The following is a 24,431-nucleotide window of genomic DNA, read 5'->3' as shown; positions in this document are numbered from 1 at the left end:
ATTAACCATCACCGGGATAGAGTCTAAGACTTTCTTGCAAATACGCTTTGCGCCGCTCAGGGGGCGGGGCGGCGCGGTTTTCAGCTGAGCGCCTGGAACTCTACCCTGCGGTTTTCATCGGCGCGCGGATCAGCGGTGTTGTAGGGGAACCGTTCGCCCATGCCGATGGTCTGCAACCGGCTGGCGGCGACGCCGCAGTCCTCGACCAGATAGCGCGCGACCTCCTTGGCCCTGAGCACTGAGAGACGTTCGTTGTATTCGGCAGACCCGGACGTGTCGGTGTGGCCGACGATGCGGAAGAGGTTGATGTCGCTTTGCTTGAGAACGGCGCACATCTTGTCGAGCTTGGGCTTTTCGCTGTCGGCGAGCGCCGCGCTGTCAAAGCCGAACGTGATCTGCAGGTTGACCTGCAATTCCGGCGCCAGCTGGCCGAAGACCAGCGGCTGGTTGGGATCGGCGGCGGCCTGAATGGGCTCGTCCGGATCGGTCGCGGTCCCGTTGCCCTGCGCTGATACGGCAACGCTGTCGGACGGTGCGGCCGATTCAGCATCGACGTCTTCGACCGTGACCAGCTTCAGGCCACGGGTCTCGCCCAGGCCGCTGGTCTCGGCCTCGTTGAAGACCTGTTTCTGCTTTTCCAGCCGTTCGAGGATTTCCTCAACTGACAGGTCGTTCTGCGCAACGGCAGGGGCGGCCGCCACCAGAGCGGCACAGACAAGAGAGAGATTTGTTCTGAAACGCATTGGATCACCTGAGGAAAAAATGGTTTTGTCAGTAACTGACGCTAGGCTATCCTCCTTCTAGTTTCAATTCAGCCCTTTTTCAGAGCCCTGTAAAATGCTCATTCCGCCCCGATTAGGCATATGGAGGCCCGAACGGCTCTGATGACGGCCCCATCGACTCGAATTCCTCCGATCTGGCCCGCTGCCCTGCCGCCGGTGTTTCATGGCTCCGGGCTGACACATGCGGGAAGGGTGCGCGAACGCAACGAGGATTCGATTCTGACCGATCCCGAGGGTGTGCTGTGGGCCGTGGCCGATGGCATGGGCGGCTACGGGCATGGCGACGTGGCGTCCGACATCGTGATCGAACGGCTGTCCACGCTGGCCGACAACGCGCTGGCAGCACCCGGCCTGCGGACGCGTCTGCTGGAGGCCAATCAGGCGATCATCGCCAAGTCCGCCGAGCCGGGCATGAACCAGATGGGGTCCACTGTTGTCGCCGTGATGATCCAGAACTCGACCGCGACCATCGCCTGGGTGGGCGACTGCCGGGCGTATTTGTGGCGCCGCGGCGCGCTGCGGCTGCTGACCCGCGATCACACCGTGGTGCAGGAAATGGTCGACGAGGGGCTGCTGCGTGACGACGCGCGCGAAAGCCATCCGGAAAGTCATGTGGTCACCCGCGCCGTGGGGTTCGAGCTAGATCTGGAAGTTGACGTGGTGTCGGCTCCGCTTGTGGCCGGCGACCGGATGGTACTGTGTTCCGACGGGCTGACCGCCTGCCTAGGCGATCAGGACATCGCGCGACAGGTCGGGACGGCGCCGGACACCGACGCCTTGTGCAAATCGCTGGTGACCAAGGCGCTGGAACGGGGCGCGCCGGACAATGTGTCGGTCGTCTGCATCTTCGCCACTGAGGCGCCGGCATGAGACAGGGCACGCTGATCGGTCCCATCATCATTACCATCGGGCTGGTCGTGGCGGCGATTTCCTTTGCCGTGGTCGGCGCGCTGCTGGAAACCGCCGATGGCAGCGCCGAATTGCGCCTGATCCGGACCGAGGACCAGATGACTGCCCTGCGGTCCGAGATCGAGACCCTGCGCACCGAATTGCGCGATGCGCAGGTCGAGATCGACCGCCTGTCCGAGGGTCTGGCCCTGCAAGCGTCGCAGCCGCGCTTTGCGCCACCCAGCCAGCCGGTTCCCGATGTCACCATCACCGCGCCCGAGGTCACCGGCAGTGACGATGCCGAGGAACATGGCGGCGTCGAGGCGATGACCGAAGTTATGCAACTGGCAAAGGCGCGTTTCAACAAGGGTGTTACCCAGCCGCGCAACCGCATCATGCTTGAGGTGCTGGGGCATCCGCGCGACAGCTATTCCACCAACTGCCAAGCGGTCACCCAGCCCCGGCTGAAGGCGTTGATGGAGACCCGGCAGGTCGGCCCGATCCGGGTGACGATGGTCAAGCCCGCTCTGGAAAGCCTGGAACGGATCGTGGCCAAGCTGAAGGTGACCGAGCCCGACATCCACGACGCGCTTGGCACCGCGGGCGCGCTGTGTGCGCGGCTGATCCGGGGATCGCGCAGTTCGGTTTCCAACCATTCCTGGGGCACGGCGATCGACGTCAAGCTGCAGGGCAAGCTGGACGGTTTCGGCGATGGCGGCACGCAGTTCGGGCTGCTGTTGCTGGCGGAATTGTTCAACGAGGAAGGCTGGTACTGGGGCGCGACCTACAATCGCGAAGATTCGATGCATTTCGAGGTGGGAGTCGAGACCCTGCGGAAATGGCAGGCCGAAGGCAAGCTCTGAGCGATGGCCCGACCCTCTGCCACTCCGTTCGATCTGGCCGCGGCCCCCCTGCTTGCGCTGATCGACGACCTTGACCTGCGCGCCCGCGACGGCGAACGCCGCATTCTGTCCGAGGCCGAAACCCTGTTGGGCCGGTTCGAGGCCGACCTGACCCGCGCCCGCGTGGCCAAGCCCGCAATCAAACCCGCACGCTACGGTCTGGCGGTGCTGCTGGACCAGCGCGCGCGGCAGACGACCGGCATCGCGCTGTCGACATGGTCGGTTCTGGCGCGGCGGCAATTGTTCGAGGGGCGCGACATGTCCCTGCCCCGCATCCGCGACTTTCGCGACACCGCCGCCGGACAGGGCGAATCCTTTGCCGATCTTGCGGCCTTTCTGACCGATCTGATCGAACGAGCCGAGGCAGGCCGTCATGCGCACCGGCGGAGCGCCAGCGGGGGCTGGGGCTGGAAGATTGCCGGGTTCTTCATAGCCCTGATCGTTGCGCTGGCCGGGTATGCCGGTTTTCTGGAATACCGGTTTCACCAGCGCCTGACCGCGACGTTCGAGGCCGAGGCGCTGACCATAGGGCTGGACCGCCCGCAGCGCGGGGCGGACCTTGTGCGCAGGCTCGATGCCATGTCCGCCGCCGTTGGCCGGGTGTCCGACACCGCCGCCCGCGCGCCGTTAAAACGCAGCCTACGTCTGCCGGTTTATGACAGCGAAACCCGCGCCCGCGCCACCTATGCCGAGGCCGTTCAGCGTCTGGTGCCGGGGGCCATCGCCGAAGGTATCGAAACGGTGCTGGCAACCGAAGGCGAAGGACTGGTGCTGTATGACGCCTTGCGTGCCTGGTCGGTTCTGACCGGCGACGCGGAATGGTCACCGGGGTATCTGGCGGGCTGGCTGGAAGACAACGGCGCGCGCGTCAACCTTGCTGGGCTAAGCGCGCGCGTGGAGCCGCTGACCGGTCCGGCCAGCGATATCACGGCAAAGGATGCGGAACTGATGAAGCAGGCCCGCGCCTTTGCCGCTGAAGTGCCGGAACCCGCGCGGGCGTGGCTGGAGCTATTGCGCGCCGACGACATGCGCGCCCTGCCCGCCTGGCGCCCCGCCAGTGCTGTGCCGGGTGTGGAACGCGTGCTCTTGCGGCGCTCGGGGGCGCCGGTCGAGGACCCACTGCCGGGGCTGTTCACGCAAGAGGGCTGGACCTTCGCGCGTAACTACGGCGTCGGCATCGCCGTGCAGAAGGCACGCGACATCGCGCCGGTGGTGGTGGGCCAGCCGTTGCCGTCCGAGAACCGGTCGCCCGACCTTCTGATGGACCGGCTGCATGCGGAAACCATCGCCACCTGGAAGGAATGGTTGGCCGATCTGCGGGTCCGGCCCTTTGCGCAGCGCGAAACTGCGATCGTGGTCTCGGGTCTTCTGGCACAGCCGGAAAACCCGCTGACCGACCTGTTGCGCGCCGTCTGGGAGCAGGTCGGCGGTCGCGACCGGCAGCGCAGCCACGAACAGCAGTTGCGGCTGGCGCGCGAATTCGGCGCAATGATCCAGTATGTCGAACAGGGCCGCATGGCCGAGATCGCTCGGCTATTTTCGTCTCTCAACGTGGCGCTTGGGGCGATCGACATCAACCAGCGCCGGGGCACCGAACGGCTGATGAGCATTCAGGACAAGGCCCGTTCCATCGCGGCGCTGAAAAGCGCGCCCCGGATCGTGGTCCAAATTGCCGAGGACACGCTGGCCCAGTCAGGCACGCCGCAGGCCAGCGTCGTCGAGGGCGGCAACCCGCTGACGCGGCAATGGCAGCAGGAAATTTTCCCCACCTGCCAGCAGGCCGTGCAAGGCAACTACCCCTTCGCCGACGGCCCCGATGCCGCATTCGCCGAGGTCGCGGCGCTGTTTGGTCCGCAGGGGCGGTTGAGCATCTTCCTGCGTCAAAGCGCGCTGCCTTTCCTGGAAACCGATGAAAGCCCCTGGCGCTGGAAACCCGAGGCCCGGTTCGAAGGCCTGAACCCGGAAAGCGCGCTGTTCTTTGAACGCGCGGCGCAGATTTCCGAGGGACTTTTCGGCGCGTCGGGCACGCTGGATCATCACCTGCAGCTGGCTGCGCTGGCCGAACGTGGGCAGACCCTGTTCGCCATTGGCGGCGCGGCCCAGCCGGTGCGCGCCACCGGTGCGCCTGCCGCCCTGTCCTGGCCGGGACCGCAACCCGATGCCGGGATCGAGGTCAGTTTCCGCGATGGTTCAGACGCGGGCCGCATCCTGCAGCCGGGTCCGTGGGGGTTGCTGCGGTTGATGGACACGCTGCGTCTGCGTCTGCGCGACGATGGCGCGCGCGTGCTGCTGGATCTGCGCAGCGACACCGGCCGCGTGTTTCTGGAAATGGCCTTCGACGGCACGCTGAACCCGGTCTCAGTCCTGGCCGCGATGAAGGGGCTTGATTGTCCACCAAACCTGTGACGCACCGCGCTTCCCCCACCGGGAAATTTGACCCTATACTGAGGTGCGTATTGTTTCTCTGATTTTCTATTCCGCTCTGAAAAAGGAGCTTTGACATGTCTGAAGGCCGTCTTGCCGAGCTGACCACCCCCCTGACCACCTCCAAGGGCGATCAAACGCTCTTTTTCATCGCGCTGGAAGGCTTTGACCAGATCAGCCGCTGTTTTCAATACGAGGTCGACGCCAGCAGCGAAGACCCCGAAATCGACCCGCTCGACCTTCTGGGTCAGGAGGTCACGGTCAAGGTCTGGAGCGACCAAGACAACCTCGACCAGACCCGGTATTTCCACGGCGTGGTCGATCAGTTCCGCTTCCTCGGATATGACGATGACGAGCTTTACCGCTACCGCCTGACCCTGCGCCCTCGGCTTTGGCAGCTGAGCAAGACCACCGACAACCGGATCTTTCAGGAAATGTCGGCCCGTGAGATCGTCACGGAAGTTCTGAACCAGCATGGCGTGACCGACCACGAATGGCGGGGGAGAAGCACTCTGCCACCCCGCGACTATTGCGTGCAATACGGGGAAACCGATCTGGATTTTGTACAACGTCTGCTCGAACACGAGGGGGTGTTCTACTACTTCGCCTTCGAGGACGGCAAACACACGCTGGTTCTGACCGACAATTTCGCCACCCTGCCGACAGCGGAATACTGCGAGGACATGCGGTACTCAGCCGGTGCGAAGTTTGTCCGGTCCGGACCCGGTATGGTGGGCAGCTTTCGGCGGCTCGACACGATCACATCCGGCGCGCACACCCTGACGGATTACGATTTTACCAAACCGTCGGCCGATCTGATGACCCGTGGCAACAAACCGCGGGCGCATGGCAAAAAACGGCGGGCGCATCGCGATGACAAAGCCAAACGCTATTCCTATCCCGGAAACTATGTCGACCACGGCCGCGGTCAGGATCTGGCCAATATCCGCATTGATGAAAACATCAGTTACGGGGCGCAGATCGAGGCGCACGCGACGTCCAGCATGGTGGCCTCGGGGTACCGTTTTCATTTGAGCGGCTACTACCGCGATGCCGACAACACACTCTATGCGGTCGAACGCACCGATTACGTCATCTGGGACGGGTTCTATCGCGCGCGGCACTTCGCCCGCCTGGAGAATGACGGGCCCTATGATGACGGGCCGGGCGTCGAGGATGCCGGCTGCCGGGTGCATTTCAACCTGATCCCCAAAACGGTGCCGTTCCGGCCCGCGCGGATCACGCCCAAGCCGGTGATGAAAGGGCCCCAGACCGCCGTCGTCTGCGGCCCCGCCGGCGAAGAGATCTTTACCGACGAATACAGCCGCGTGAAGGTCCAGTTCCACTGGGACCGGCAGGGCGACCGTGACGAGCACACGTCCTGCTTCGTCCGTGTCAGTTCCGTCTGGGCCGGGTCCGGTTGGGGGTTCATCCAGATCCCGCGCATCGGGCAGGAGGTGATCGTCGATTTCCTCGAAGGCGATCCCGACCAGCCGATCATCACCGGACGGGTCTACAACGCCGAACAGATGCCCCCCTACGGCCTGCCGGGGAATGCCACGCAATCGGGGTGGAAGTCGAATTCGTCCCCCGGTGGCGGCGGATGGAACGAACTGATGTTCGAGGACAAGACGGGCGAGGAACTGGTCTATTTCCAGGCCCAGAAAGACCATGACGAGCTAATCAAGAACAACGAGACCCGCAATATCGGCAACGACTGGATCGAGGATGTGGGCCACGACGCCACCCAATCGGTCGGCAACAACCGGACCGAAAGCGTGGGCAACGACAAATCCACCCGTGTCACCCGGAACCGCACTGTGGCCATCGGCAATAACGACACCGAAAGCGTGGGCAACAACCGGTCTCTGACGGTCGGGTCGGACGAGACGATCAACATCGGGTCGAACTCGACCGAAACCATCGGCGAGAACCACAAGCAGCATGTGGGCCTGACGCAGACCATCGTCGTCGGCGCGGCCCGGTCCGACAAGGTCGGCCTGGCCGAAAGCCGCGCCATCGGCGGCGCGCAGACCATGACCGTCGGCCGGGAGCGGACGGTGCGCGTGGGCGGATCGCAAAGCCGTTACGTGCAGTCCGACGACACGTTCGAGGTCAAGGGCAAGCAGACCACAACCATCCACAAGGAACAAGAGGTCAAGGTCACCAAGGAACAGGATTTCTGGGTCGACGGCATGCAGACCTTCATGGTGAAGGACAACATGTTCCACCACACCGAAAAGGACGGGACCTTCAAGGCCGACAAGAACATCCTGGTCGAGGCCGGAGACCAGCTGGTGCTGAAATGCGGCAAGGCGTCGATCGTGCTGAAGAAGGATGGCACCATCACCATCGACGGCAAGGACATCACGATCAACGGGTCGGGCAAGATCATCGTGAAGGCGTCAGGCGAGATCACCATGAAGGGCAGCAAGATCAACCAGAACTGATCAGCGCCCGGGATTCATCGCTCCAGCGGGGCAACTCTGCCGATTTCTTTTAAAGAAATCGGCAGAGTTGCCCGTTCGTCCGGGACGTCCACGGCGGCGTAGGTGTCGCATGGGCTCAGGCGCCGAACCGTGTGGCCGTCACCTCGTTCGGCGCGGCGGGGTCCCGGCCCGCATGCCACAAGGTGGGCACAGCCAATCCGCCGTCCCCCGCGCCCGGGCCCTGGGCCGCGACCCCCGCCGCCAGCGCGTCCGTTGTCAGGTCGCCCTCGACCGCACGGTCGAGCCAGGGCAGGACCGCGTCCGCCCAGGCATCCACCGATGCGCGGTCACAGGCCTCCGCCACTGCCACGGCCAATAAGGGAAAGACCCGCCCGGCGCCGTCTTCGCTTGGCACGGCCACCAGCGCAAGCGGGCCCACCGGGCTGTCCACGACACCGCGCAGTCCCGCTTCGGGCCAGGCCCGCAGGTTGGCCGCATGGGGCGTCAGCGCCTGCGTCACCCAGCGGTCCAGCGCGCCCCGGACACCGGGCGGCAGTCCGCGCGCGACGAAGTCGCCGGCGGCGGGAAGCTTGCCGAATATCCCTGTCGCCACCTGCTCAGAAACCGCGCGGGCAGGTGAACCCCGAGAACATGCTCAGGTCGAACGGGTTTTCCACCGAATTCGCCCGCAGGTCGAACGCGGCCGAAAACCCCCTGGCCGACAGGCGCAGTCCAAACACCTCGGGCAGCGCCGTCTTGGACAGCCGCCCGCCCCGGATCAGGCGCAGGAACGCCCAGCTTCCGGTCTCGGACGTGATCAGTTCCGCCGTGCCATCTACCGGCGCGAAGCTGAGCGTGATCATGTTGGTGCCATCGGGCCCCGGCCAGGTCATCGGCATCGGCCGGGTAGCCGAGTTGAAGTAGGTCAGCGCCTGCCCGTCCACGTTCAGGGTCACGCGGCTGGCATTGGCGGACAGGTCCTTCGGTTCCAGGCTGAAGGCCATGATCGGACCGGCGCCGCCGGGGAACAGCGCATCGCGCATCGACCGGGCGTTCTCGAACGGGGCCAGCAGCGCCGCGTCCAGACCGAAGTCCGCCCGCCAGCGCCATGGCCGCACGGTCGTATCGATATAGGCGCCCAGATTGTCGGTGGTGAACGCGTCGATCAGCCCGCCCGGCCCAAAGAGCCGCGCGAAATCCAGCGTGTTAACGTCGATGGCCGAGGACTGGTCGAACGGATAGCGCCCGGCAGTCGAGGATTGGCAGAAGGGCAGCACATCGGCCCGCCAGCGCGCGTTGAGCTGCGCGATGACGGCGTCCCGCGTGACGCTGATCGTGTCGCCCGCGATGCCCGCGACCCACTTGTCGATCGGATCGGGCAGCAGCGCCGCTTCGTTGGCGATGGCCCCGGTCAGTTGCGGCAGGCCCCCGCGCGCCAGGAGCGCCGATTGCGGGTCGGGGCTGGCGGCGACGGTCTGCAATTCGTTCGACAGCGCAGTCAGCGCCGCGATCGCATCGCCCAAAAGGGGCGCCTGACCGTCGACCTCTTCGACCGTGGCGCGGATGGGCTTGAAGTGATCCGACACCGGCGTGCCTGGCGGCGGCGCGTTTTCGCCCTGCCCCAGCCCGGACTTCTGGGCGATCTTCGCGCCTGTCTTGACCAGCTTTCCCAGTTTGCCCAGCTTGGACGCGGCCTTGAGCGCGCCTTTTTGCGCGGCGTCGCTATCGGCGTCTTCATCCTTGGGCCGGGCCAGATTGGTTTCGGTCACCACTGAATCGAGCAGCCGCTTCAGCGCGCTGTCGGCGGACGCGAGATCCTTGAGGTTGCGCTGCGCCTGACCCAGGTCCGAGATCGGCGACAGGCGGACATCGCGCAGGAACCCGTCCCATTGCGCGATGAAATCGTCGTAATAAAGCTTGAGGATATCGGCCTCAAGCGTATCGACCGACGCTTCGGCGCTTTCGTTGCAGCCGCCCGCGAACACCGCGCGGTCCAGCGTCGCCTGGGCCGCGACCTCGGGCACCAGCGGCAGGACCGTAGTGTGGAAGCCATCATAGCTGAACGCCCCCGGCAATCCCACGCGCAGGGTCTTTTCAGACAGCCGGGTCAGCACGCTGGGTCCGTTTGGTCCGGTTTTTTCAGCCGGCACCCATTCGGGCAGCGCCGCCACGGACGGCTCCGAGCGCAGGTTGCGATAGGCGCGCACCGCCAACGGAATGGTGCAGATGCTTTCCAGCGCGGTCGAGATAAGCGCCGGATCGGGCGCGATCTTGGTTTCTTCCGAGGCCATCCGTTCTAGCGCGGCCAGCTGGTGATCGACGCTTTCCTCGGTCGGGAACGGGTCGATGGGCGCAAAATCTGGCAGAACGGTCTGCCACCACACGCCCAGGAATTCAGCGTCATAGGGCGCCTGCCCGGTCAGCATCTGGTAGGATTTCAGCGCCCCCAGCAGAAATTCCGGGTCGCGGCTGTGGCGCCACATGGTGGCCTCGAGCATCGCCACCATACGCGGTTCCAGGATATTGCGCAGGGACCGGTCATAGGCAATCGCTTTGACCTGTACGATTTCGGGTTCCGCCGACGGGCCAAGGATCGTCAGCGCGCTGGCGGGCACGGCGGTCACCGCCGTGGCGGTTTCGTTTACCGCCTCGAGCGCGAGGTTCAGGTCCAGCGGATCGGTCGGGGCCTGCCGCGCGGCGACGTTGGCCAGCCGCCCGGACAAGTTGGCCAGCTGGCGTTCCTGATCTGCCAGCGCGCCGCCCCAGCGCAGGTAGGAAAACAGAAACAGCGTGCCCAGCACCACCACGGCCAAAGCGGCCGTGGCAAGCGAACCGCGCCAAATCCACCGCCGACGTTCCTCAGCGCGCGGGTCGAAACGGCCAAGACCGGCCTCGGGGAAGACGAGGTCGGTCAGAAGGCCACGCAGGAAGAAGCTGCGCTTTTCGCCATGGGTGCGCCGCTCTGGCGGAGGCGCGGCAAGGCCCAGAGATCCGGCGATCCCCGCGACCATCCGGTCGATGGGCGATCCTTCCTGCGTGGCGGAGGTAAAGTAGAAGCCGCGCAGCCAGGGGGCTTCCTCGTAGCGGCTTTCGCCAAAGACAGCCTCGATCAGCACCTTCAAGGGACCGGTCAGCTGGTCCAGTTGCGACGGGAAGCGGAACACCTCGGCCCGCTGGCCCAGCGGCAGATCATCGGCGATCCGGCCCACCAGCCGGCCTTCCAGAACCTCTTGCAGGGCCTTTATCTCGCGTTCGACGGTCACGCTGTCGACCCGTTCGCCGGTGCCCAACGTCGCGCCCCAGACCTGTTCGCGCTCGCGCGAGTTCAGATCGCCGAAAGAGGACTCGAACCCGGGCACAAGATCGGTCTTGGTGATCATAAGGTAGACCGGCAGCTTCAGCCCGGTCTGTTCGCGCAGCTCGGCCAGACGCTTGCGGATCTCGCGCCCGTGTTCGCGGATCGAGGCATCGTCGCCCGCCAATTCCTGCACCGACAGCGTCAGGATCACCCCGTTCAGCGCGCGCCTTCCGCGGTGTTTCACCAGAAGTTCCATGAAACCGCGCCATTCGGCGGCGTCAACCTCGGGGTCGGATTGTTGCTGCACATACCGGCCGGCGGTGTCGATCAGCACCGCGTCCTCGGTGAAGAACCAGTCGCAGTTGCGGGTGCCGCCGATGCCTTTCAGATCGTCGGACAGGTCAATCGGAAAGTGCAGCCCGGACTGGCGCAGCGCGGTGGTCTTGCCGGTGCCCGGCGGGCCGATGATCACATACCATGGCATGTCGCGCAGGAACTTGCGCCCACCCAGCTTGGACCGCTTCATCTGTTCGAGAATGTTCTGGAACTTGGCCTGCACCTCGGCCAGATTTTCCTGACCGACCCCCGGCGTCATGTCGGGCGGCGGCGCCGCCAGTTCCGCCACGAAGGCGCGGTTAGCGGTCGCCGCGCGCATCTGGCGCAGCAGCATCGACACCAGCCACAGGATCACGATCACCCCGATCACGATGATCCTGGTCAGGTCCGACGCAAGCGGCTGCGCTTCGCCAAATGACAGAAGCGGGCCATAGAACCAGATCAGCACGCAGAGCACGGTGATTCCGATCAGCGTCCACAGGAAACGCGAAAATAGGAATCCGAGGATTTTCTTCAGAACGGCCATGGCTCAGACCTTTTTCTGCAGGATGATCTCGACCCGGCGGTTGCGCGCCCGGCCGGCCTTGGTGCCGTTGTCGGCAATCGGTTCGGTCGCAGCCCGGCCTTCGGAACTGACCAGCCCTGCGGGCACGCCCGCGCGCACCAGCAGGTCGGCAATCGTCTTGGCGCGTGCTTCGCTCAGCCCCTGGTTCGACCGGAAAGGGTTCGAAGTCTGGACCGGGATGCTGTCGGTATGGCCCACCACGCGGACCGATCCGATCAGTTCGGCATTCTCGACGATGACCTTGGCAATCGAGTCGATCAGCGCGCCGTAGGTCGTATTCAGATCCGCCTTGGCCGACCGGAACACCTCGGGGTTGGTGGATTGCACCACCACTACGGCGATCGACACGTCCTCGCGGCCGGTCAATGCCGTGGCCGTCGCCTCGGGCGCGGCGGCGCCGAAGAGCGGCAACAGCTCGAACACCAGCGGTTCGGCGGTCAGGGTCGGGGTTTCGACGGTTTCGATGATGGGGCGGAAAATGTCGGCCCGCTCGGGCGGCGGCAGGACGCTGGCCAGCGTAAAAAGCTGCTCGCCCCGGTTCGACAGGCGGATGCCCAGACCGACATATATCGCGGTGATGAGCGCCACGGCGATCAGCGCGATGGACCAGATCGGCACGACAAAGCCGCGATCCTCGTCCTCCGCCTCGACCCCCTGCCAATGGGGGGCGAGCGGCGCATCCTCGGCGTCGCGATCATGCAGTAGCCGCGCCATCTGGCCGCGTAGTCGGGCGATTTCCGCCTCGCCCGAGGCCCCGCTGACCCGGTGCTTCCCGCGAAAGCCCAGCGACAGGCAAAGAAACACAAGCTCCAGCAATTGCGGATCGCGCTCGGGGTAGCGCATCAGGTCCTCGGCCAGATCAAAGAACCGCTCGCCCGCGTCCACGTTGCCATACATCGCCGCCACCAGCGGCAGGCGCGGCCAGCCGCTGTGCCCGCCCCAGGGCGTGTTGATCGCCACATCGTCCAGCAACGCGCCTACGAACCACGCACCCTGGTCGGCACGGGTCAGGGGCACGCCCATCGACACGGCGCTGTCGCGGGCATAGGTCAGGTTTTCCTGCAAACGGGTGCGCAGGACGTCGGGGTTGTCGGGCGCGGTCGCGCGTTCGAGTTCCGGCGCCATCCCCAGAAGCGCGGCAAAGGCCCGGACCAGCGGGTTTTCGCTGGCCCGCGCATCACGCAGCGGCGCCCCCGTGGCCACCAGCGCGGGCCGGGCCGCCGCCGGTCCGCCGCCCGTGCTGCGCCGGGGCCGGATACGCGTGCGCCCGGCGTCGTTTTCCAGGCCAAAGGGATCATCGCTTGTCATCTTGGCCCTATCGGTTGACCGCGTAGCAGTCGATTTGCGGTTCCCGCTCAAGATTGCCCGCCACGCCCAGCACAAAGCCCGGCGCATCGGCCAGCGCGGCATAATGCGAGGACGACCGGTCCAGTTCCAGGCACAGCCGGTCTCCGTCATAGGGGATCTCGCGCGGCTGCGAGTTGAGCGCCTTCAGCGGGATGCCCGGCAGCCTGGATTTCCACAGCTTGTCGAAATCGTCCGCCGCGCCCACCGTCGCCTGATCGACGAAAATCTTGCGCAGCATCGCCTCGGACATGTCGCCTCCGATGCGCAGCACGATCCGGCTGGATTTGATCAGTTCGGCGTTGTCGATGCGCACCGTCCAGATGTTGTCCGAGTGGCGCGACACCTTCAGTGCCCGCGACTTCGGCTCCACATGCCGCAGCGACAGGACGAGCGACCGCAGCGTATCGGTCAGAACGCCGAATGCCTCTTGCGGGTCGGCGTGGATGTAGACCGGCAGTTCGGTCATGCGCCGGTCCGACGCGCCATAGGTCGCCATGCGGCCCGCCAGCCCCGCCAGTTCGCCGAACAGGTCAGACGGGTGGCAGTCGCCTTGCGCCATCAGATGCGCCAGCCGGGGCCGCGCGCTGTTGGCCAGTTCCAGGATCAGCAGGTTCTCCATCGAGGCCCCCGCGCCTCCCAGCACCATCGACCCATGCGCCTCAGCGACGCGGTCGATGCCGGTGACCAGTTCCTTGAGGAACCCGGCATACCAGGCCACCGCCCCGATATTGAGCGCAGGCGCGAGGAACCTTTCGTCCAGCGCCACCGCGCCTTCGGCCCCCAGACCGGTGATCCGGGCAATGTGCAGCGTGGCGTAACCGCGCGTTTCTTCGCCGGGCAGCAGGATCTTGGGCGCCAGCCTCGCGACCTCGATCTCGGTCGGGTCGGCGCCGCCGCGAATGGCGTCGCGGATCGTGATCATTTCACCGCGCAGCCGCATCCCGGACGGGTCGGCATGGGCGGCGTCGATCTCGGCCACGCCCGCCGCCTGCGCGGGCAGGGCAAGGCAGACCAGGCCCGCGTCGGTCTTGGCCGTTACCGGCACCGGATCGACCGGCGCGGTGCCGTCGGGCAGCCAGAACACCGTGCCGTCGGGCAGCACGCCCTCGGCCTCGGTAATCGCAATCTGACCTGCGTCCAGAGCCGCCTTGTCCAGCTTCAGCTTCGAGAACCCGAAGCTTTGCAGCGGGGTGAACTGCAACGCCTGACGGATCAGCCATTCCGTATGCCGGTCCTGCTGCTGAAAGTGCTGCGTCCGAAGGAAAAGCCCCTCGGACCAGACCACCTTGTTCCTGTCTGTCATGCCTTACCCATCTTCATCGGTGTCAAGCGGTATTGACGCTGATACCGTCAGGGCCCACCGAAATGATCAACCCGGTCGAAGGCGGCGGCACCGCGATCCGCCGCCGCACCGTGCGTCCAGCCGGGTCGCGGAAGCCCGCAGTCACGCCGATGGCCGTGGTGCCCGGCTGCACCGCAATGGCGCGCGACGCCGTGCCGCCCGGCGCCAGCACCAGCTGATCCGCCTTGATCAGTTCGCCCCCCAGCGCTGCCGACGGGTTTTGCAGGGCAAAGTAATCCGCCGCATCAAACGCGCCGGTGCCCGATATCTGCAACACGGTCAGCGTGACCGGCCGGTCGGACCCGTCCGGGCCGGGGTTCATTCCCGCGCGACCCTGCGCACTGACCGAAAGTACCGTGGGCGGGGTTTCCCCCATGCAACCCGCCAGCAGCAGCCCGGCCGATCCCATCAGAAAGAAAGTCCGTCTTTGCAAAATCATCTCAACCTCACCTTTCGTTTTCGTAGGCGTCGCGGAAATCTGCGCCCACCTCGCCCAGAAATTCCTGTTCCGCCGCTTCCGCGATCTCGCGGTAACGGCCTTCGTAAAGCTGCCACAGCTTTGCGCTGCGTCCTCCGGCAATCAAGCTTTCCAGAAGACCGATATCCTCCATCTCTTTCTCGACCTCTTGGGGGTCGAACTTGTCGATCATCCGCCGTAGCGCGGTCTGAAGCGCGGCCCAGGTGCGGACCTGGTGGTCGGTCAGGTCGCGGAACGCCTCGTTTACGGCGGCGTCGGCATCCAGGTAGCTCTTGCCGCTGAGGGCGATCATGGCGGCCAGCGCATCTTCGGGCGTGGCCAGGAATTTGAGCGGATTGACGTCGGCGCTGGCGATGATGGTCTGGGCCACCCGCGCCTTCTGCTTGGCCTGCGCGCGAGTTCTGAGAAGCAGCATAACACCTTCCACGAGCGCGCGCATGGACTTGCCGATCTGTTCCATCTGCTGGGTGGAATCGCCGGTGATCCGGTCGGGGTCCAGCCCCATGCTGCGCAAAAGCGCCGTCCGCAGATCGGCATCCGCCGCCGACACCGGCGAGGGCGGTGTGACCTGCGCAGGCGCAGGTTCTGGCACGTGCACCTCCGGCGGTGGCGGCGCGGGCACGGGGACCGGCTCAGGGATCGTATCGGGCTCTGGGTCCGGGTCCGGTGCGGGCTCGGGCGCGGGGGTCGCGACGGGCGCGTCCCAACTGGCGAACAGGTCCTTCCTGGGGGCGGGCGGTTCCGGCAGCCGGGTGTCGTCCGACCTGTCGCCAGACGGTGCCCCACCGCCACCGAAATACCCCCCGGCGCCGCCACGGCGCGGTTCGGAATCGGCAGGCGCAACAACCGGTGTTCGGTCCTCGAACGGGCTGCGCAGGTCCAGCCCGAACGGGTCTTCCTGATCCAGCGGACGGGGCGGTTCGGGGGTGCGGCGCCGTTCATGGCTGCGGCTGTCGGTCGACAGGCCGAAGGGATCCGGCAGACTGGCCGGGCGCTCGACGGGCTCGGGCGCGGGGTCCGGCGCGCCGAAGTTGAAATCGAAACTCATCCCGCCCTTTTGCGGGGCAGGCTCGGGTGCGCGCGCGGGCACCGTCACGGCCTCGATCCGCAGCACGAAATCCCCCAGACGCAGTCGCATGCCCGGCTCGACCGGCACCGAATTGCCCGACCCTACCGGGTTGGCGGCGTTGTCGATGAACAGCCCGCCGCTGGAGGCATCGGTCGCCATCACGCGCCCGGCCTCTTCGGTCAGGATGCAGTGCTGACGCGACACGAACATGTCGGGGTCGTTCAACTGCCAGTCCGCGTCGTCGCTGCGCCCGATCACCAGACGGCCACCTTCGAACACGCGCTCAGACACGGCTTGCGCGTGGGGGGCGGATTCGATGACCAGACGCACGTTCATGCGGCACTCCTGTTGCTGGCGGGGTCGGTGATCCGGTGAAAACACAGATCGTCCGGGTCACGCCCCGGTTCGGGGTTCAGCCACGTGGTGCGGCCCAGTCGGACCTGGCCCAGCCGCGCCGCGGGCACGTCATTGGCCTTGAGGAACAGCCGCAGGCCAAAGTCGATATCCTTGCCCACCGCATAGATCACCGCATGGCGCAACCGCTCCCACGCTTTGGCGTCGTCGATGAAGGTCGCGAACTGGTCATAGCTGAGCGGACCCAGCCGGATCTCGGCCCGCGACTGGCGGTTGAAGGTCCGCGCGCCCAGCACCGCGCCGGTGCCCAGTCCGGCATGCTGCTGGCCCAGCCGGGTCTGCAGATGGTCGGGGATGTCGATCCAAACACCGACGAATTCCGCCAGATCGACCGGCACGCCCAGCACGGTCTCAAGGAAGGCCGTCAACCGTTCCGGGCTGCGCGCCTCTTGCGCCAGCGAGGTCGCATGCCGCAGCTTGGCCCCGTCGATGCGGATATCCCCGGTCACGCTGCCCGGCAGACCGATCCCCGCCAGCGCGCGGATCATCGCCGTCACCCGGCCGCCATCGCCGTGGGCGATATGCTCCTCGGGCCGGGCATCGGCCCACGACCGCCAGTACAGCGCGATCATGCGGTGCTGCAGCATGTTGAGGAAGTCGAGAAACGACGTATCCGCAAGCGTGCCGCTGTCATCGCCGGAAAACCACCGGTTCGACTGCCGCGCGATGATCCAGCGGGTCATGTGCAGCGGCATCGGGCCTTCCGGGCCGATCAGCCCCAGCACGTTCACCGCCACATGTGGTTTGCCGCCAACCTGGCTTAGCCCCGCCACGTCGCTGGCCGCGAATGTCTGGCGCGCGGACTGGCCCAGCCGGGCCGGTTCGCGTTCCGCCGTGCCTGCGCGGCCAAAGCGCCGCCCGCCGGTTTCCAGCCGCCGCAGCAGTTCGAAAAAATCCATCCCGGCAACGTCGACCGGGTCATCGGCGGGCGTCAGATCATCGCCCGGATGCCGGTCTTTATCGGCCATGTCACCTCCGTCTGGTCCTGGGTCAGCCGGGTCTTGGTCCGGACAAACGAGTTGATTGACGTGTGCCGCGTGAATAGCTGCGCCAGTAGCGCCGACATCAGCAAGGTGCTGCCCCCCGACATCAGCGCCGTGTTCACTTCTACGGTGATCTCGGTGCCATGCGCGAAACAGAGCGGCCCGGCGATGTCCAGCCGGTCCACCACCGGTTTCGACTGCACCCGCACCACCGCCTCCGCATGGCGGGCAAGGCCGGGGTCGCCCCGGTCCGCGTATAGCTTGATCAGCGCGCGCAGGGGTTCGGCATCCTTGTCGTCAACGGCGAGCGAAATGTGATTTAGGCTCAGCTGCGAAATCCAACGCCAGGTCAGGTCGTCGACCTGCGCCTCGTCCGAGGCCCCCGACGGCAGACTGGCGCGCAGAGACGGGCGCGGACGACGCATCGGACCCAGCAGGTTGACCTGTTGCACCGGATCGCCGGTTTCCAGGGTTAGCTTCGGACGGTCATCGAAGATTGGCAGGTCGCGATTGGTGCAGAGCGCCCGAATGTCCAGTCGCCGGATCGGACGCGCCCGGCGTCCGGTCGCGGGCTGCGCCACCGAAATGTAATAATCGTCGCCAGTATAGCTCGACCGTGTCTGGCCCCGGCGCACCTCGTCCGTGTCCGGGCGGCGCGGGCGGCGGTCGGTCGAATAGACGTGGCCGCTTTCGGCCTGCGCCTCGACCGAAAACAACGGCGTCACCCGCGATTGTGGGCCCTCCACATCGGCATCCTCGACCCTCAACAGCCGGTAGATCTCAAAATCCTTGGGGCGGGTCCTGTCGACGCTGATCAGGTGCTGCGACCGGCCCCGGCGCAATTCGACGATGTTGCATTCATGTTCGAAGAGGTTGACCACTGGCGTGGCATTCAACCGGAAATCGTCCGCTGTGACACCGGACAGATCAGGCCGCTGGGCCGCGAACAGAAGGATGATCTCGGCCTCGGTCCCCGGACCGTCGCAGGCACGGATTACAGGCTGCAACCCGTCCAGCCGAACAAAGTAGAACCGTTCGGGCATCAGGAAGTATTCGCGCAGCAAACGGTAGCCTTCGAAGGATGGGCGCAGGCGCGGCAACAGCGCCTCGGCCTCGCCCGTGCCGACCATCTGCGGCGCGCCTGTATGGGTGAAGACCGACTTGCCGTCCCCGCGCCGCGCCACCGCCCCCGCCCCAAAGCCGAAGATCGCGTCGAACAGCGCTCCGCCGCGCGTGCCCGCCCCGAAATAGAGCATCAGCCGGTCCAGCGACAATTCTGACAGTGTGCCCGCACCCTTGCGTTTCAGCTTGATCCGCAATCCGGCCCTGGCCGTGCGCGTCACCTGTTCAGACAAGCCCGCCTGCGCCAGCGCACCCTTGTCCTGCAGATAGCTGACCTCGCCCAACTTGACCGGCCAGAAATCCACATCCTGCGCCGTGGTATAGGTGCAGCGCGTCCGCGCCCCTTCCTTGAGCGAGGAAATCAGCCGCGTGCCGCGCTTCATCACGTGACCGTTGACCATCCTATCCACCTGCAGACCCGGCGCCATTTCGGCCATGGTCATGGCGGGCGACGGGCCGCCCAGATCGGGGTATAGCGTGTCAATGAGGTTGCGCACGTAGCGGCTCGATTCGGAATCGACCTTCAGCCGCGTGCGCGCCGCCAGATAGGCGACGCCTTCCAGCAACCGCTCGACGTACGGATCCGCGCAGGGCACGGTTTCCAGGGACAGATTGCGCGCCACGTTCGGGTGCAGCGCGGCAAACTCGGACGCGAGCGACCGGACATGCGACAGCTCTTCCTCGTAATAGTCCAGGAACACCTGATCCATCAGCGCTCCTCCAGCCGGGTGGCGGCACGGCCACTGTCGAGGTCGATGGTCGTCGACAGGCGCAGCCGTTCCGGCACCGGCGACAGCATCAGCACGCCATCGATTTCGATCCGCATGCCGGTCTTTTCGCGGGTGATGATGCGTACCCGGATCGAATCGCGCTTCAGGCGCGGTTCGAAGACGGCCAGCACCTCTTTCAGTTCACGCGACAGGGCGTCCTTGTCGAAATCGGCGCTGTTGCGGCCCGAAAAGGACGGCACGCCATAGTTCAGCACCGATCGCCGCACCTCGGGATAATCCGCAAGCAGCGCCTCGGGGCTTTCCACGTCCAGCCGTTCACGATCGGTCAGCAAGTATTCCGCCTCCATCCGTTCGACATTGAACAACATTTCTATGTCCCGGCGCACCGCCTCGCGCAGGACGTCCGGAGTCACGACAACGCCGCCCTCCGCCAGACGCCGTTCGCGCTGCGAAATGCGCACCAGCCTGTGAGCCCGCTGACGCAGGTCGTCATCGGCGTCCTCCAGCGCCTCGACCGCGCGCGCGCCACCGGCGACAAGCGCCTCGACCGCGGCCGCATCGCCCAGGTCTGCGGCCAGTTCGCGCGACAGCGCATCCGCTTCGCCGCGCAGGCCCGGCAGGTCGTCGACCAGCCGGTCCCAAAGCGACGGCTGGACCGCCTCCTGTCTGGAGACGGTCCCGGCATCGTCACGATCAACCACGGCAATAACGCCGCACGCGCCTTACACGCCCGCCGCGATGTCGTAGGTGATCTCGTGCTCGTCACCGGCCGAGTGGTCGTCTTCCTGCACGATGTATTTGTAGATGACGTTCTCGAACACCAGGCCCAGACATTCCTCGATCATCTGGCCGCCTTCCTCCTCGCCGACGCCGATCACCTCGTACTTGGAGATCGTGACGTTCTCCATCGTGATGGTGAGGTAGTCGAGATGCGCCTCGCCGCTGTCCTTGCGCACCGACAGGACCATGTCCGGGAAGCTCTTGCCCTGCATACAGGCCAGCGCGAGATAGACCGACGCCGCATCCGCGAACTTCTTCAGGTAGATCGCATCGACCTGCGCACGGGCGCGTGCCCGGCCCCGGCCCACCTGGGCCGCGGACCCCTGTTCGATATTCCACTGGATGTCGTGGATGTCGATTTCTTCCTCGTGATCCACGCGTTGGGATTCACCGGGAATGTCACCAATCTTCAAATACGCTGTCAAAGGCATGTCATGTCTCCAATTTCGTTCAATCTAGTCAGGACTTCACTGAGGGCAGTTCCGATACGAGGCGCAAAGAGGCGTTGACCCCCTCAAGCTGGTAATGCGGACGCAAGAAGAACCGGGCGTTGTAGTAACCCGGCCGACCCTCGACACTATCCACCTGCACTTCGGCTGCCGCGAGAGGCCGTTTGGCCTTGGCCTTGTCATCAGCCATGGCCGGATTGGCCAGCACGTAGCGGTTGATCCACTCGCCGAGCCAAATCTGCATGTCTGCGCGTTCCTTGAACGTGCCCACCTTGTCGCGCGCGATGGCCTTCAGGTAGTGGGCGAACCGGCTTACCGGGAACAGGTAAGGAAGGTTGGCCGACAGCCGTTCGTTGGCCTGCGCATCCGGGTCAACCAGCTTGCCCGCGCGCGTTTCATCGTCCTGCAACGAATGCGCCCCGATGAAGGCGGCCAGATCGGTGTTCTTGCGGTGCAGGATCGGCATCATCCCCAGCTTGGCCAGTTCGGACTCGCGGCGGTCGTCGATGGCGATCTCAGTCGGGCACTTCATCGCCACGCTGCCATCGTCGGTGGGGAAGGTGTGCACCGGCAGGTTGGTGACCGTGCCACCCGACTCGACACCCCGGATCTGGGTGCCCCAGCCGGTCAGCTTGTGGCTACGATTGATGTTCACGCCCATCGCGAAGGCCGCGTTCATCCAAACGTAGTGGTCATGTTTGCCGTCGATCTCTTCCTCGAAGTCGAAGCCCTTGACCGGCACCGTATCCGCCCCGTAGGGCAGACGCCCCAGTACGCGCGGCATGGTCAGGCCGATATAGCGCGCGTCCTCGCTTTCGCGCAGCGACTGCCAGGATGCATAGTCGGGGCTCGATACGATCTGCTCCAGATCCTGCGGGTTGGGCAGTTCCTGCCAGCTTTCCATGCGGAACAGCTGCGGCGCGGCGGCCGCGATGAACGGCGCATGGGCCGAGGCGCAGATGCCGCTGAGGTTGCGCAGCATGCCCACGTCCTTGGGCTTGTGGCTGAATTCGTAGGCGCCGATGATCGCCCCGAAAGGTTCCCCGCCAAACATCGAATATTCGTCGGTGTAGATCTTCTTGAAGACGTCCGACTGGTCCCACATCTGGCCTTCGTAATCTTCCAAATGGTCGGCCAGTTCGTCCTTCTTCATGTTCATCACGCGGATCTTCAGCTTCTGATCCGTCTCGGTGTTGTTCACCAGATAATGCAGACCGCGCCAGGTGCCCTCGATTTGGCGCACCTTCTCGTCATGCAGGATCTCGTTCATCTGCTTGGTCAGCAACTGGTCGATGCCCGCGATCAGTGACTTGATGGACTTCACCGCGTTGCCGGAAATCGTCGCCGTGCCCGAACGTTCCTGCGCCGCCAAAGCCAGGTTCGACACCAGCGACTTTAGCTTTTCGCCCTCGCTATCCTTGACCCGGAAATCCTTTTCCAGAAGTTCGCTGAATTCGCCCAGATCAAGCGCTTCGGCTTCGGCGACACCGGCTTCCTGCTTCTGTTCCTCAGCCATTGTTATCCCTCCTCACCGTCTTTGCCCGCGGCGATCGCCTGCTCGGCGGCCTGCTGTAGCAGAGGTTCGTTGTTCAGAAGCTGGGCGATGCGCTTTTCGGCATCCACCTTGCCGTCCATGTAGGACAGCAGCTCTTCCAGCTGGTTGCGCATTTTCAGAAGCTCGTTCAGCGCGGGCACCTGCCGGGCAATCTTGTCGGGCGCGAAGTCGCTCATGTTCTTGAACGACAGATCGACGAAAAGCTCCTCGTCGGCCTCTTCGCCCTCGGCGGCGGGCAGCGTGTTCTTGACCCGAGTCTTCACGCGCGGCGACAGCGCTTCCATGAACTTGTTGAAACGGCCCGCGTCGGTCTCCACAAAGCTGCGCTCGCCGACGGGCTTCATCGCTTCGCGGGTCTCGGATTCACCCGCCAGATCGGCCATCACCCCCATAACGAAGGGCAATTCAATCGTGGTCGGGCTGCCGTAATGTTCGACGTCATAGGCGATCTGGACCCGGGGCGCCCGGTTCCTTTCGATCACCTTCTGCTTACTGTCACTCATCTGCCATGCCTTTCTGTTGATCTATCGTTTTTTGGGTTCTTCGACGCCTGCAACACTTCGGAACTCTTTCAGTCCCGAGGGCGCCACCTCTTCCATCAATTCGAGGAAATCCATCGACACCATCCGCCGCACGCGGCGGGCCAGATGCGGTATCGGACTGGAGGGTTCGGTGCGTTCGTAAAACGCCACGATCCGGTCCAGCGCGTCCTCTACATCCTTGCGCGAATTGATCGTGCCGTTGCCACCGCCACCGCCCGCCGGCGCTGCCGCCGCGGCGGGTGCTGCCCCCGCCGGAGCTGCGGCAGACGGCGCGGCCGTGTCGGATCGCGCCGCGGCGTCGTCCGAGGCTGCAACCGCCGCCGCCAGCGTCTTACGGCAATCGGTCAGGAAGGCGGTCAATTCGGGCAGGGACAGGCCCGGCTCGTTGCCGAAACCCGCCACCTCGCCATAAGTCGCGATCAGCGCCGAAATCCCGTCAATACAGGCACCGATTCCGGTCATCATCGCCGCCGCGCGTTCCGGTTCCTCGGCTGCCAGCGCGCGCGTCGCCGCCGTGACCCGGTTCACCCGCTGCGCGTGTTCGGCGACGATAGCGTCCTTTTCGGACTGGTTCAGCCCCGAGGCCGCGTTGTTCAACACTTCGAAATCCGACCACGTTCCCATCGAGAAGTCGTCGCCAAAGATCGTGCCCAGCCCGCGCTGTTGCAGCAACGCGCCGAAGCGCAGATCGCCCAGCAGGCCGTTGTCGTCGCTTTCAAGCTGTCGCAGCGCGTTGGTGCGCGGCATCGCGACCATCTTGGGATCGTCGCGGTCGCGCAGCGCCGGATGGATGCTGTCCCAGAACTCGGCCACGCTGCGCCGAAGCAGTTCCAGCCCCTGCGCAAGCCCGTCAAAACCATCCGCGGCATACGTCGCGCGCACAAGCTTGGTCAGCAGCCGCAGGTCGCGGCCTTCCTCGGCCAGAGCGAGGCATTCCGCCTCGACCGCCGACCAGTCGACAGGGGGCGCACTTTCGTTGATTGTTCCGTCACTGTTTAAGCGCACATCGCGGCCAGCGGGCTCGAGCAATCGTTCAATCGAATGAAACCGCGCGTCGTTCCTCAGTTCCACACCCGATGCTTGATCCTCACCAATTGGAGCGAGGAGGCTTTCAATCTCCATGCCTCAGGGCCTTCCGCGAAGAAAAAATATTTTAACTATTTCAGAAATCTTACAGAAGAATTTGATTCTTGCAACGCTTGGTCCGGGATCAATTTTCCCTTGCGTCAGGCCCCGTCGCAACGAACAGGTAAACCCACTCGCCTTGGAAGGTGGGGTCAGCCACGCGCGCCACATCCACCCGGGCGCGCAGCCAGTCCAGATAGGCATCCGCGGGCTCGGTGACCGGGCGCAACCCTTCTTAAAGCGGCGCGCTGGCCGCACAGTCAACGGCGATGTCCTGTCCGAAAGGCGGCGCGATCCGCAGGTTCAGCGGCCCCTCTCGGCCAATTGCGAAAGCGGTTTCCGCGTCGTGTCGTTCCAGCGGCAGAAATGGGTTCGGCGTCAGGTGGGTCAGTGGGTCACCTGCCCGTCTGCATCGAAGTAATCGAAATAGACAAAGGCCGGATAGTCCGGTGCGACAAGGTCGATCACCATCCGGTCCCTCTCGGCAGAGGCATATTCGCGCACGTGGGCATTCTCGCCGATCAGCTGCTTGTAGGTCAGTTGCTCCTCGGATTGCGGCAGGCCAAGCCGGTCGATCCCGTCGAGCACCCCGCATTGCGGGCGCGGCAGGATGCGCAGGGTTTCCTGCAAAGGTAGCCCGGTCCCCATCTCGGACCTGAGCGTCGTCACCAAAGGGGCGGCGGCGTCGGGGTTCGGGATATGCCCGCGCAACTCCAACGGGCCGGTGCGTTCGTCGAAACCCGTTTGTATACGCGCGTACTCCGGCGCTACCAGAAACGCCGCGACGCTGTTGCGAAACGCCTGCGCTTCCGGCGCACCGGGCCGCAACAGCGCCTGCTGTCATTTCGCACTTAATTCTGAGATTGCGCC

19 protein-coding genes are annotated in these 24,431 nt (G+C 65.1%); 4 read left to right on the top strand and 15 right to left on the bottom strand.

Going from position 1 to position 24,431, the window contains the following annotated elements:
* Positions 1 to 80 precede the first annotated feature (80 nt).
* Positions 81 to 743: an OmpA family protein gene (locus ACFQ4E_RS14765; protein WP_386804864.1), complete on the bottom strand. Its 663-nt coding sequence runs from the start codon at positions 741 to 743 to the stop codon at positions 81 to 83.
* Between the two features lie 231 nt (positions 744 to 974).
* Between ACFQ4E_RS14765 and ACFQ4E_RS14760 the strand changes: the two genes are divergently transcribed.
* The 4 genes from ACFQ4E_RS14760 to ACFQ4E_RS14745 all read left to right on the top strand — a co-directional run bounded on the left by ACFQ4E_RS14760 (position 975) and on the right by ACFQ4E_RS14745 (position 7,446).
* Complete coding sequence (locus tag ACFQ4E_RS14760) at positions 975 to 1,652, top strand: PP2C family protein-serine/threonine phosphatase (protein ID WP_386804862.1); 678 nt, start codon at positions 975 to 977, stop codon at positions 1,650 to 1,652.
* Entirely contained in the window at positions 1,649 to 2,533 is an 885-nt protein-coding gene (locus ACFQ4E_RS14755) for a M15 family metallopeptidase (RefSeq protein WP_386804860.1), read from the top strand. The genes ACFQ4E_RS14760 and ACFQ4E_RS14755 overlap by 4 nt, the downstream gene beginning before the upstream one ends.
* 3 nt (positions 2,534 to 2,536) lie before the next feature.
* Positions 2,537 to 4,978: an ImcF-related family protein gene (locus ACFQ4E_RS14750; RefSeq protein ID WP_386804858.1), complete on the top strand. Its 2,442-nt coding sequence runs from the start codon at positions 2,537 to 2,539 to the stop codon at positions 4,976 to 4,978.
* Positions 4,979 to 5,073: 95 nt separating this feature from the next.
* Positions 5,074 to 7,446 (top strand): type VI secretion system Vgr family protein, encoded by a 2,373-nt coding sequence (locus ACFQ4E_RS14745; protein WP_386804857.1) that lies wholly within the window; start codon positions 5,074 to 5,076, stop codon positions 7,444 to 7,446.
* 115 nt (positions 7,447 to 7,561) lie between these two features.
* On the opposite strand, the gene tagF is transcribed toward ACFQ4E_RS14745, so the two are convergent.
* From tagF to ACFQ4E_RS14675, 14 genes are all read right to left on the bottom strand, one after another.
* Positions 7,562 to 8,038, bottom strand: a complete 477-nt coding sequence (tagF, locus tag ACFQ4E_RS14740; protein ID WP_386804855.1) for a type VI secretion system-associated protein TagF — start codon at positions 8,036 to 8,038, stop codon at positions 7,562 to 7,564.
* Between the two features lie 4 nt (positions 8,039 to 8,042).
* Positions 8,043 to 11,585, bottom strand: coding sequence for a type VI secretion system membrane subunit TssM (tssM, locus tag ACFQ4E_RS14735; protein WP_386804853.1), 3,543 nt, complete (start codon positions 11,583 to 11,585; stop codon positions 8,043 to 8,045).
* A gap of 3 nt (positions 11,586 to 11,588) precedes the next feature.
* Positions 11,589 to 12,932, bottom strand: a complete 1,344-nt coding sequence (icmH, locus tag ACFQ4E_RS14730) for a type IVB secretion system protein IcmH/DotU (protein WP_386804851.1) — start codon at positions 12,930 to 12,932, stop codon at positions 11,589 to 11,591.
* Between the two features lie 7 nt (positions 12,933 to 12,939).
* Positions 12,940 to 14,274, bottom strand: coding sequence for a type VI secretion system baseplate subunit TssK (tssK, locus tag ACFQ4E_RS14725; RefSeq protein ID WP_386804849.1), 1,335 nt, complete (start codon positions 14,272 to 14,274; stop codon positions 12,940 to 12,942).
* A gap of 22 nt (positions 14,275 to 14,296) precedes the next feature.
* Positions 14,297 to 14,752: a type VI secretion system lipoprotein TssJ gene (gene tssJ / locus ACFQ4E_RS14720; RefSeq protein ID WP_386804847.1), complete on the bottom strand. Its 456-nt coding sequence runs from the start codon at positions 14,750 to 14,752 to the stop codon at positions 14,297 to 14,299.
* A 7-nt stretch (positions 14,753 to 14,759) separates the two neighbouring features.
* Complete coding sequence (tagH, locus tag ACFQ4E_RS14715; protein ID WP_386804845.1) at positions 14,760 to 16,196, bottom strand: type VI secretion system-associated FHA domain protein TagH; 1,437 nt, start codon at positions 16,194 to 16,196, stop codon at positions 14,760 to 14,762.
* The gene (gene tssG, locus ACFQ4E_RS14710; protein ID WP_386804844.1) at positions 16,193 to 17,242 is read right to left on the bottom strand and encodes a type VI secretion system baseplate subunit TssG; all 1,050 of its coding nucleotides are present in this window, start codon (positions 17,240 to 17,242) and stop codon (positions 16,193 to 16,195) included. The genes tagH and tssG overlap by 4 nt, the downstream gene beginning before the upstream one ends.
* Positions 17,206 to 19,089: a type VI secretion system baseplate subunit TssF gene (gene tssF / locus ACFQ4E_RS14705; RefSeq protein ID WP_386804842.1), complete on the bottom strand. Its 1,884-nt coding sequence runs from the start codon at positions 19,087 to 19,089 to the stop codon at positions 17,206 to 17,208. Before tssF ends, tssG begins: the two co-directional genes overlap by 37 nt.
* Positions 19,089 to 19,811: a type VI secretion system baseplate subunit TssE gene (tssE, locus tag ACFQ4E_RS14700; RefSeq protein WP_386804840.1), complete on the bottom strand. Its 723-nt coding sequence runs from the start codon at positions 19,809 to 19,811 to the stop codon at positions 19,089 to 19,091. The genes tssF and tssE overlap by 1 nt, the downstream gene beginning before the upstream one ends.
* A 21-nt stretch (positions 19,812 to 19,832) precedes the next feature.
* Positions 19,833 to 20,321, bottom strand: a complete 489-nt coding sequence (locus ACFQ4E_RS14695; protein WP_386804838.1) for an Hcp family type VI secretion system effector — start codon at positions 20,319 to 20,321, stop codon at positions 19,833 to 19,835.
* 28 nt (positions 20,322 to 20,349) lie between these two features.
* On the bottom strand, positions 20,350 to 21,855 hold the full coding sequence (gene tssC, locus ACFQ4E_RS14690; protein ID WP_386804836.1) for a type VI secretion system contractile sheath large subunit: 1,506 nt from the start codon (positions 21,853 to 21,855) through the stop codon (positions 20,350 to 20,352).
* A gap of 2 nt (positions 21,856 to 21,857) precedes the next feature.
* On the bottom strand, positions 21,858 to 22,397 hold the full coding sequence (gene tssB / locus ACFQ4E_RS14685; RefSeq protein WP_386804834.1) for a type VI secretion system contractile sheath small subunit: 540 nt from the start codon (positions 22,395 to 22,397) through the stop codon (positions 21,858 to 21,860).
* 21 nt (positions 22,398 to 22,418) lie between these two features.
* On the bottom strand, positions 22,419 to 23,558 hold the full coding sequence (gene tssA, locus ACFQ4E_RS14680; RefSeq protein WP_386804832.1) for a type VI secretion system protein TssA: 1,140 nt from the start codon (positions 23,556 to 23,558) through the stop codon (positions 22,419 to 22,421).
* Between the two features lie 390 nt (positions 23,559 to 23,948).
* Entirely contained in the window at positions 23,949 to 24,389 is a 441-nt protein-coding gene (locus tag ACFQ4E_RS14675; protein WP_386804830.1) for a hypothetical protein, read from the bottom strand.
* Positions 24,390 to 24,431: the final 42 nt, after the last annotated feature.

It is taken from the genome of Litorisediminicola beolgyonensis (genome assembly GCF_042679605.1).
GTDB lineage: Bacteria > Pseudomonadota > Alphaproteobacteria > Rhodobacterales > Rhodobacteraceae > Litorisediminicola > Litorisediminicola beolgyonensis.
This window is presented reverse-complemented; position numbering and strand designations above follow the sequence as displayed.

Coding starts and splice junctions, on each gene's coding strand:
- tssA (WP_386804832.1), bottom strand. CDS start 23,558: ATGGAGATTGAAAGCCTCCTCGCTCCAATTGGTGAGGATCAAGCATCG.
- ACFQ4E_RS14695 (WP_386804838.1), bottom strand. CDS start 20,321: ATGCCTTTGACAGCGTATTTGAAGATTGGTGACATTCCCGGTGAATCC.
- tssK (WP_386804849.1), bottom strand. CDS start 14,274: ATGACAGACAGGAACAAGGTGGTCTGGTCCGAGGGGCTTTTCCTTCGG.
- ACFQ4E_RS14745 (WP_386804857.1), top strand. CDS start 5,074: ATGTCTGAAGGCCGTCTTGCCGAGCTGACCACCCCCCTGACCACCTCC.
- tssG (WP_386804844.1), bottom strand. CDS start 17,242: ATGGCCGATAAAGACCGGCATCCGGGCGATGATCTGACGCCCGCCGAT.
- tssF (WP_386804842.1), bottom strand. CDS start 19,089: ATGGATCAGGTGTTCCTGGACTATTACGAGGAAGAGCTGTCGCATGTC.
- ACFQ4E_RS14755 (WP_386804860.1), top strand. CDS start 1,649: ATGAGACAGGGCACGCTGATCGGTCCCATCATCATTACCATCGGGCTG.
- icmH (WP_386804851.1), bottom strand. CDS start 12,932: ATGACAAGCGATGATCCCTTTGGCCTGGAAAACGACGCCGGGCGCACG.
- ACFQ4E_RS14750 (WP_386804858.1), top strand. CDS start 2,537: ATGGCCCGACCCTCTGCCACTCCGTTCGATCTGGCCGCGGCCCCCCTG.
- ACFQ4E_RS14765 (WP_386804864.1), bottom strand. CDS start 743: ATGCGTTTCAGAACAAATCTCTCTCTTGTCTGTGCCGCTCTGGTGGCG.
- tagH (WP_386804845.1), bottom strand. CDS start 16,196: ATGAACGTGCGTCTGGTCATCGAATCCGCCCCCCACGCGCAAGCCGTG.
- tssB (WP_386804834.1), bottom strand. CDS start 22,397: ATGAGTGACAGTAAGCAGAAGGTGATCGAAAGGAACCGGGCGCCCCGG.
- tssC (WP_386804836.1), bottom strand. CDS start 21,855: ATGGCTGAGGAACAGAAGCAGGAAGCCGGTGTCGCCGAAGCCGAAGCG.
- tssJ (WP_386804847.1), bottom strand. CDS start 14,752: ATGATTTTGCAAAGACGGACTTTCTTTCTGATGGGATCGGCCGGGCTG.
- tssM (WP_386804853.1), bottom strand. CDS start 11,585: ATGGCCGTTCTGAAGAAAATCCTCGGATTCCTATTTTCGCGTTTCCTG.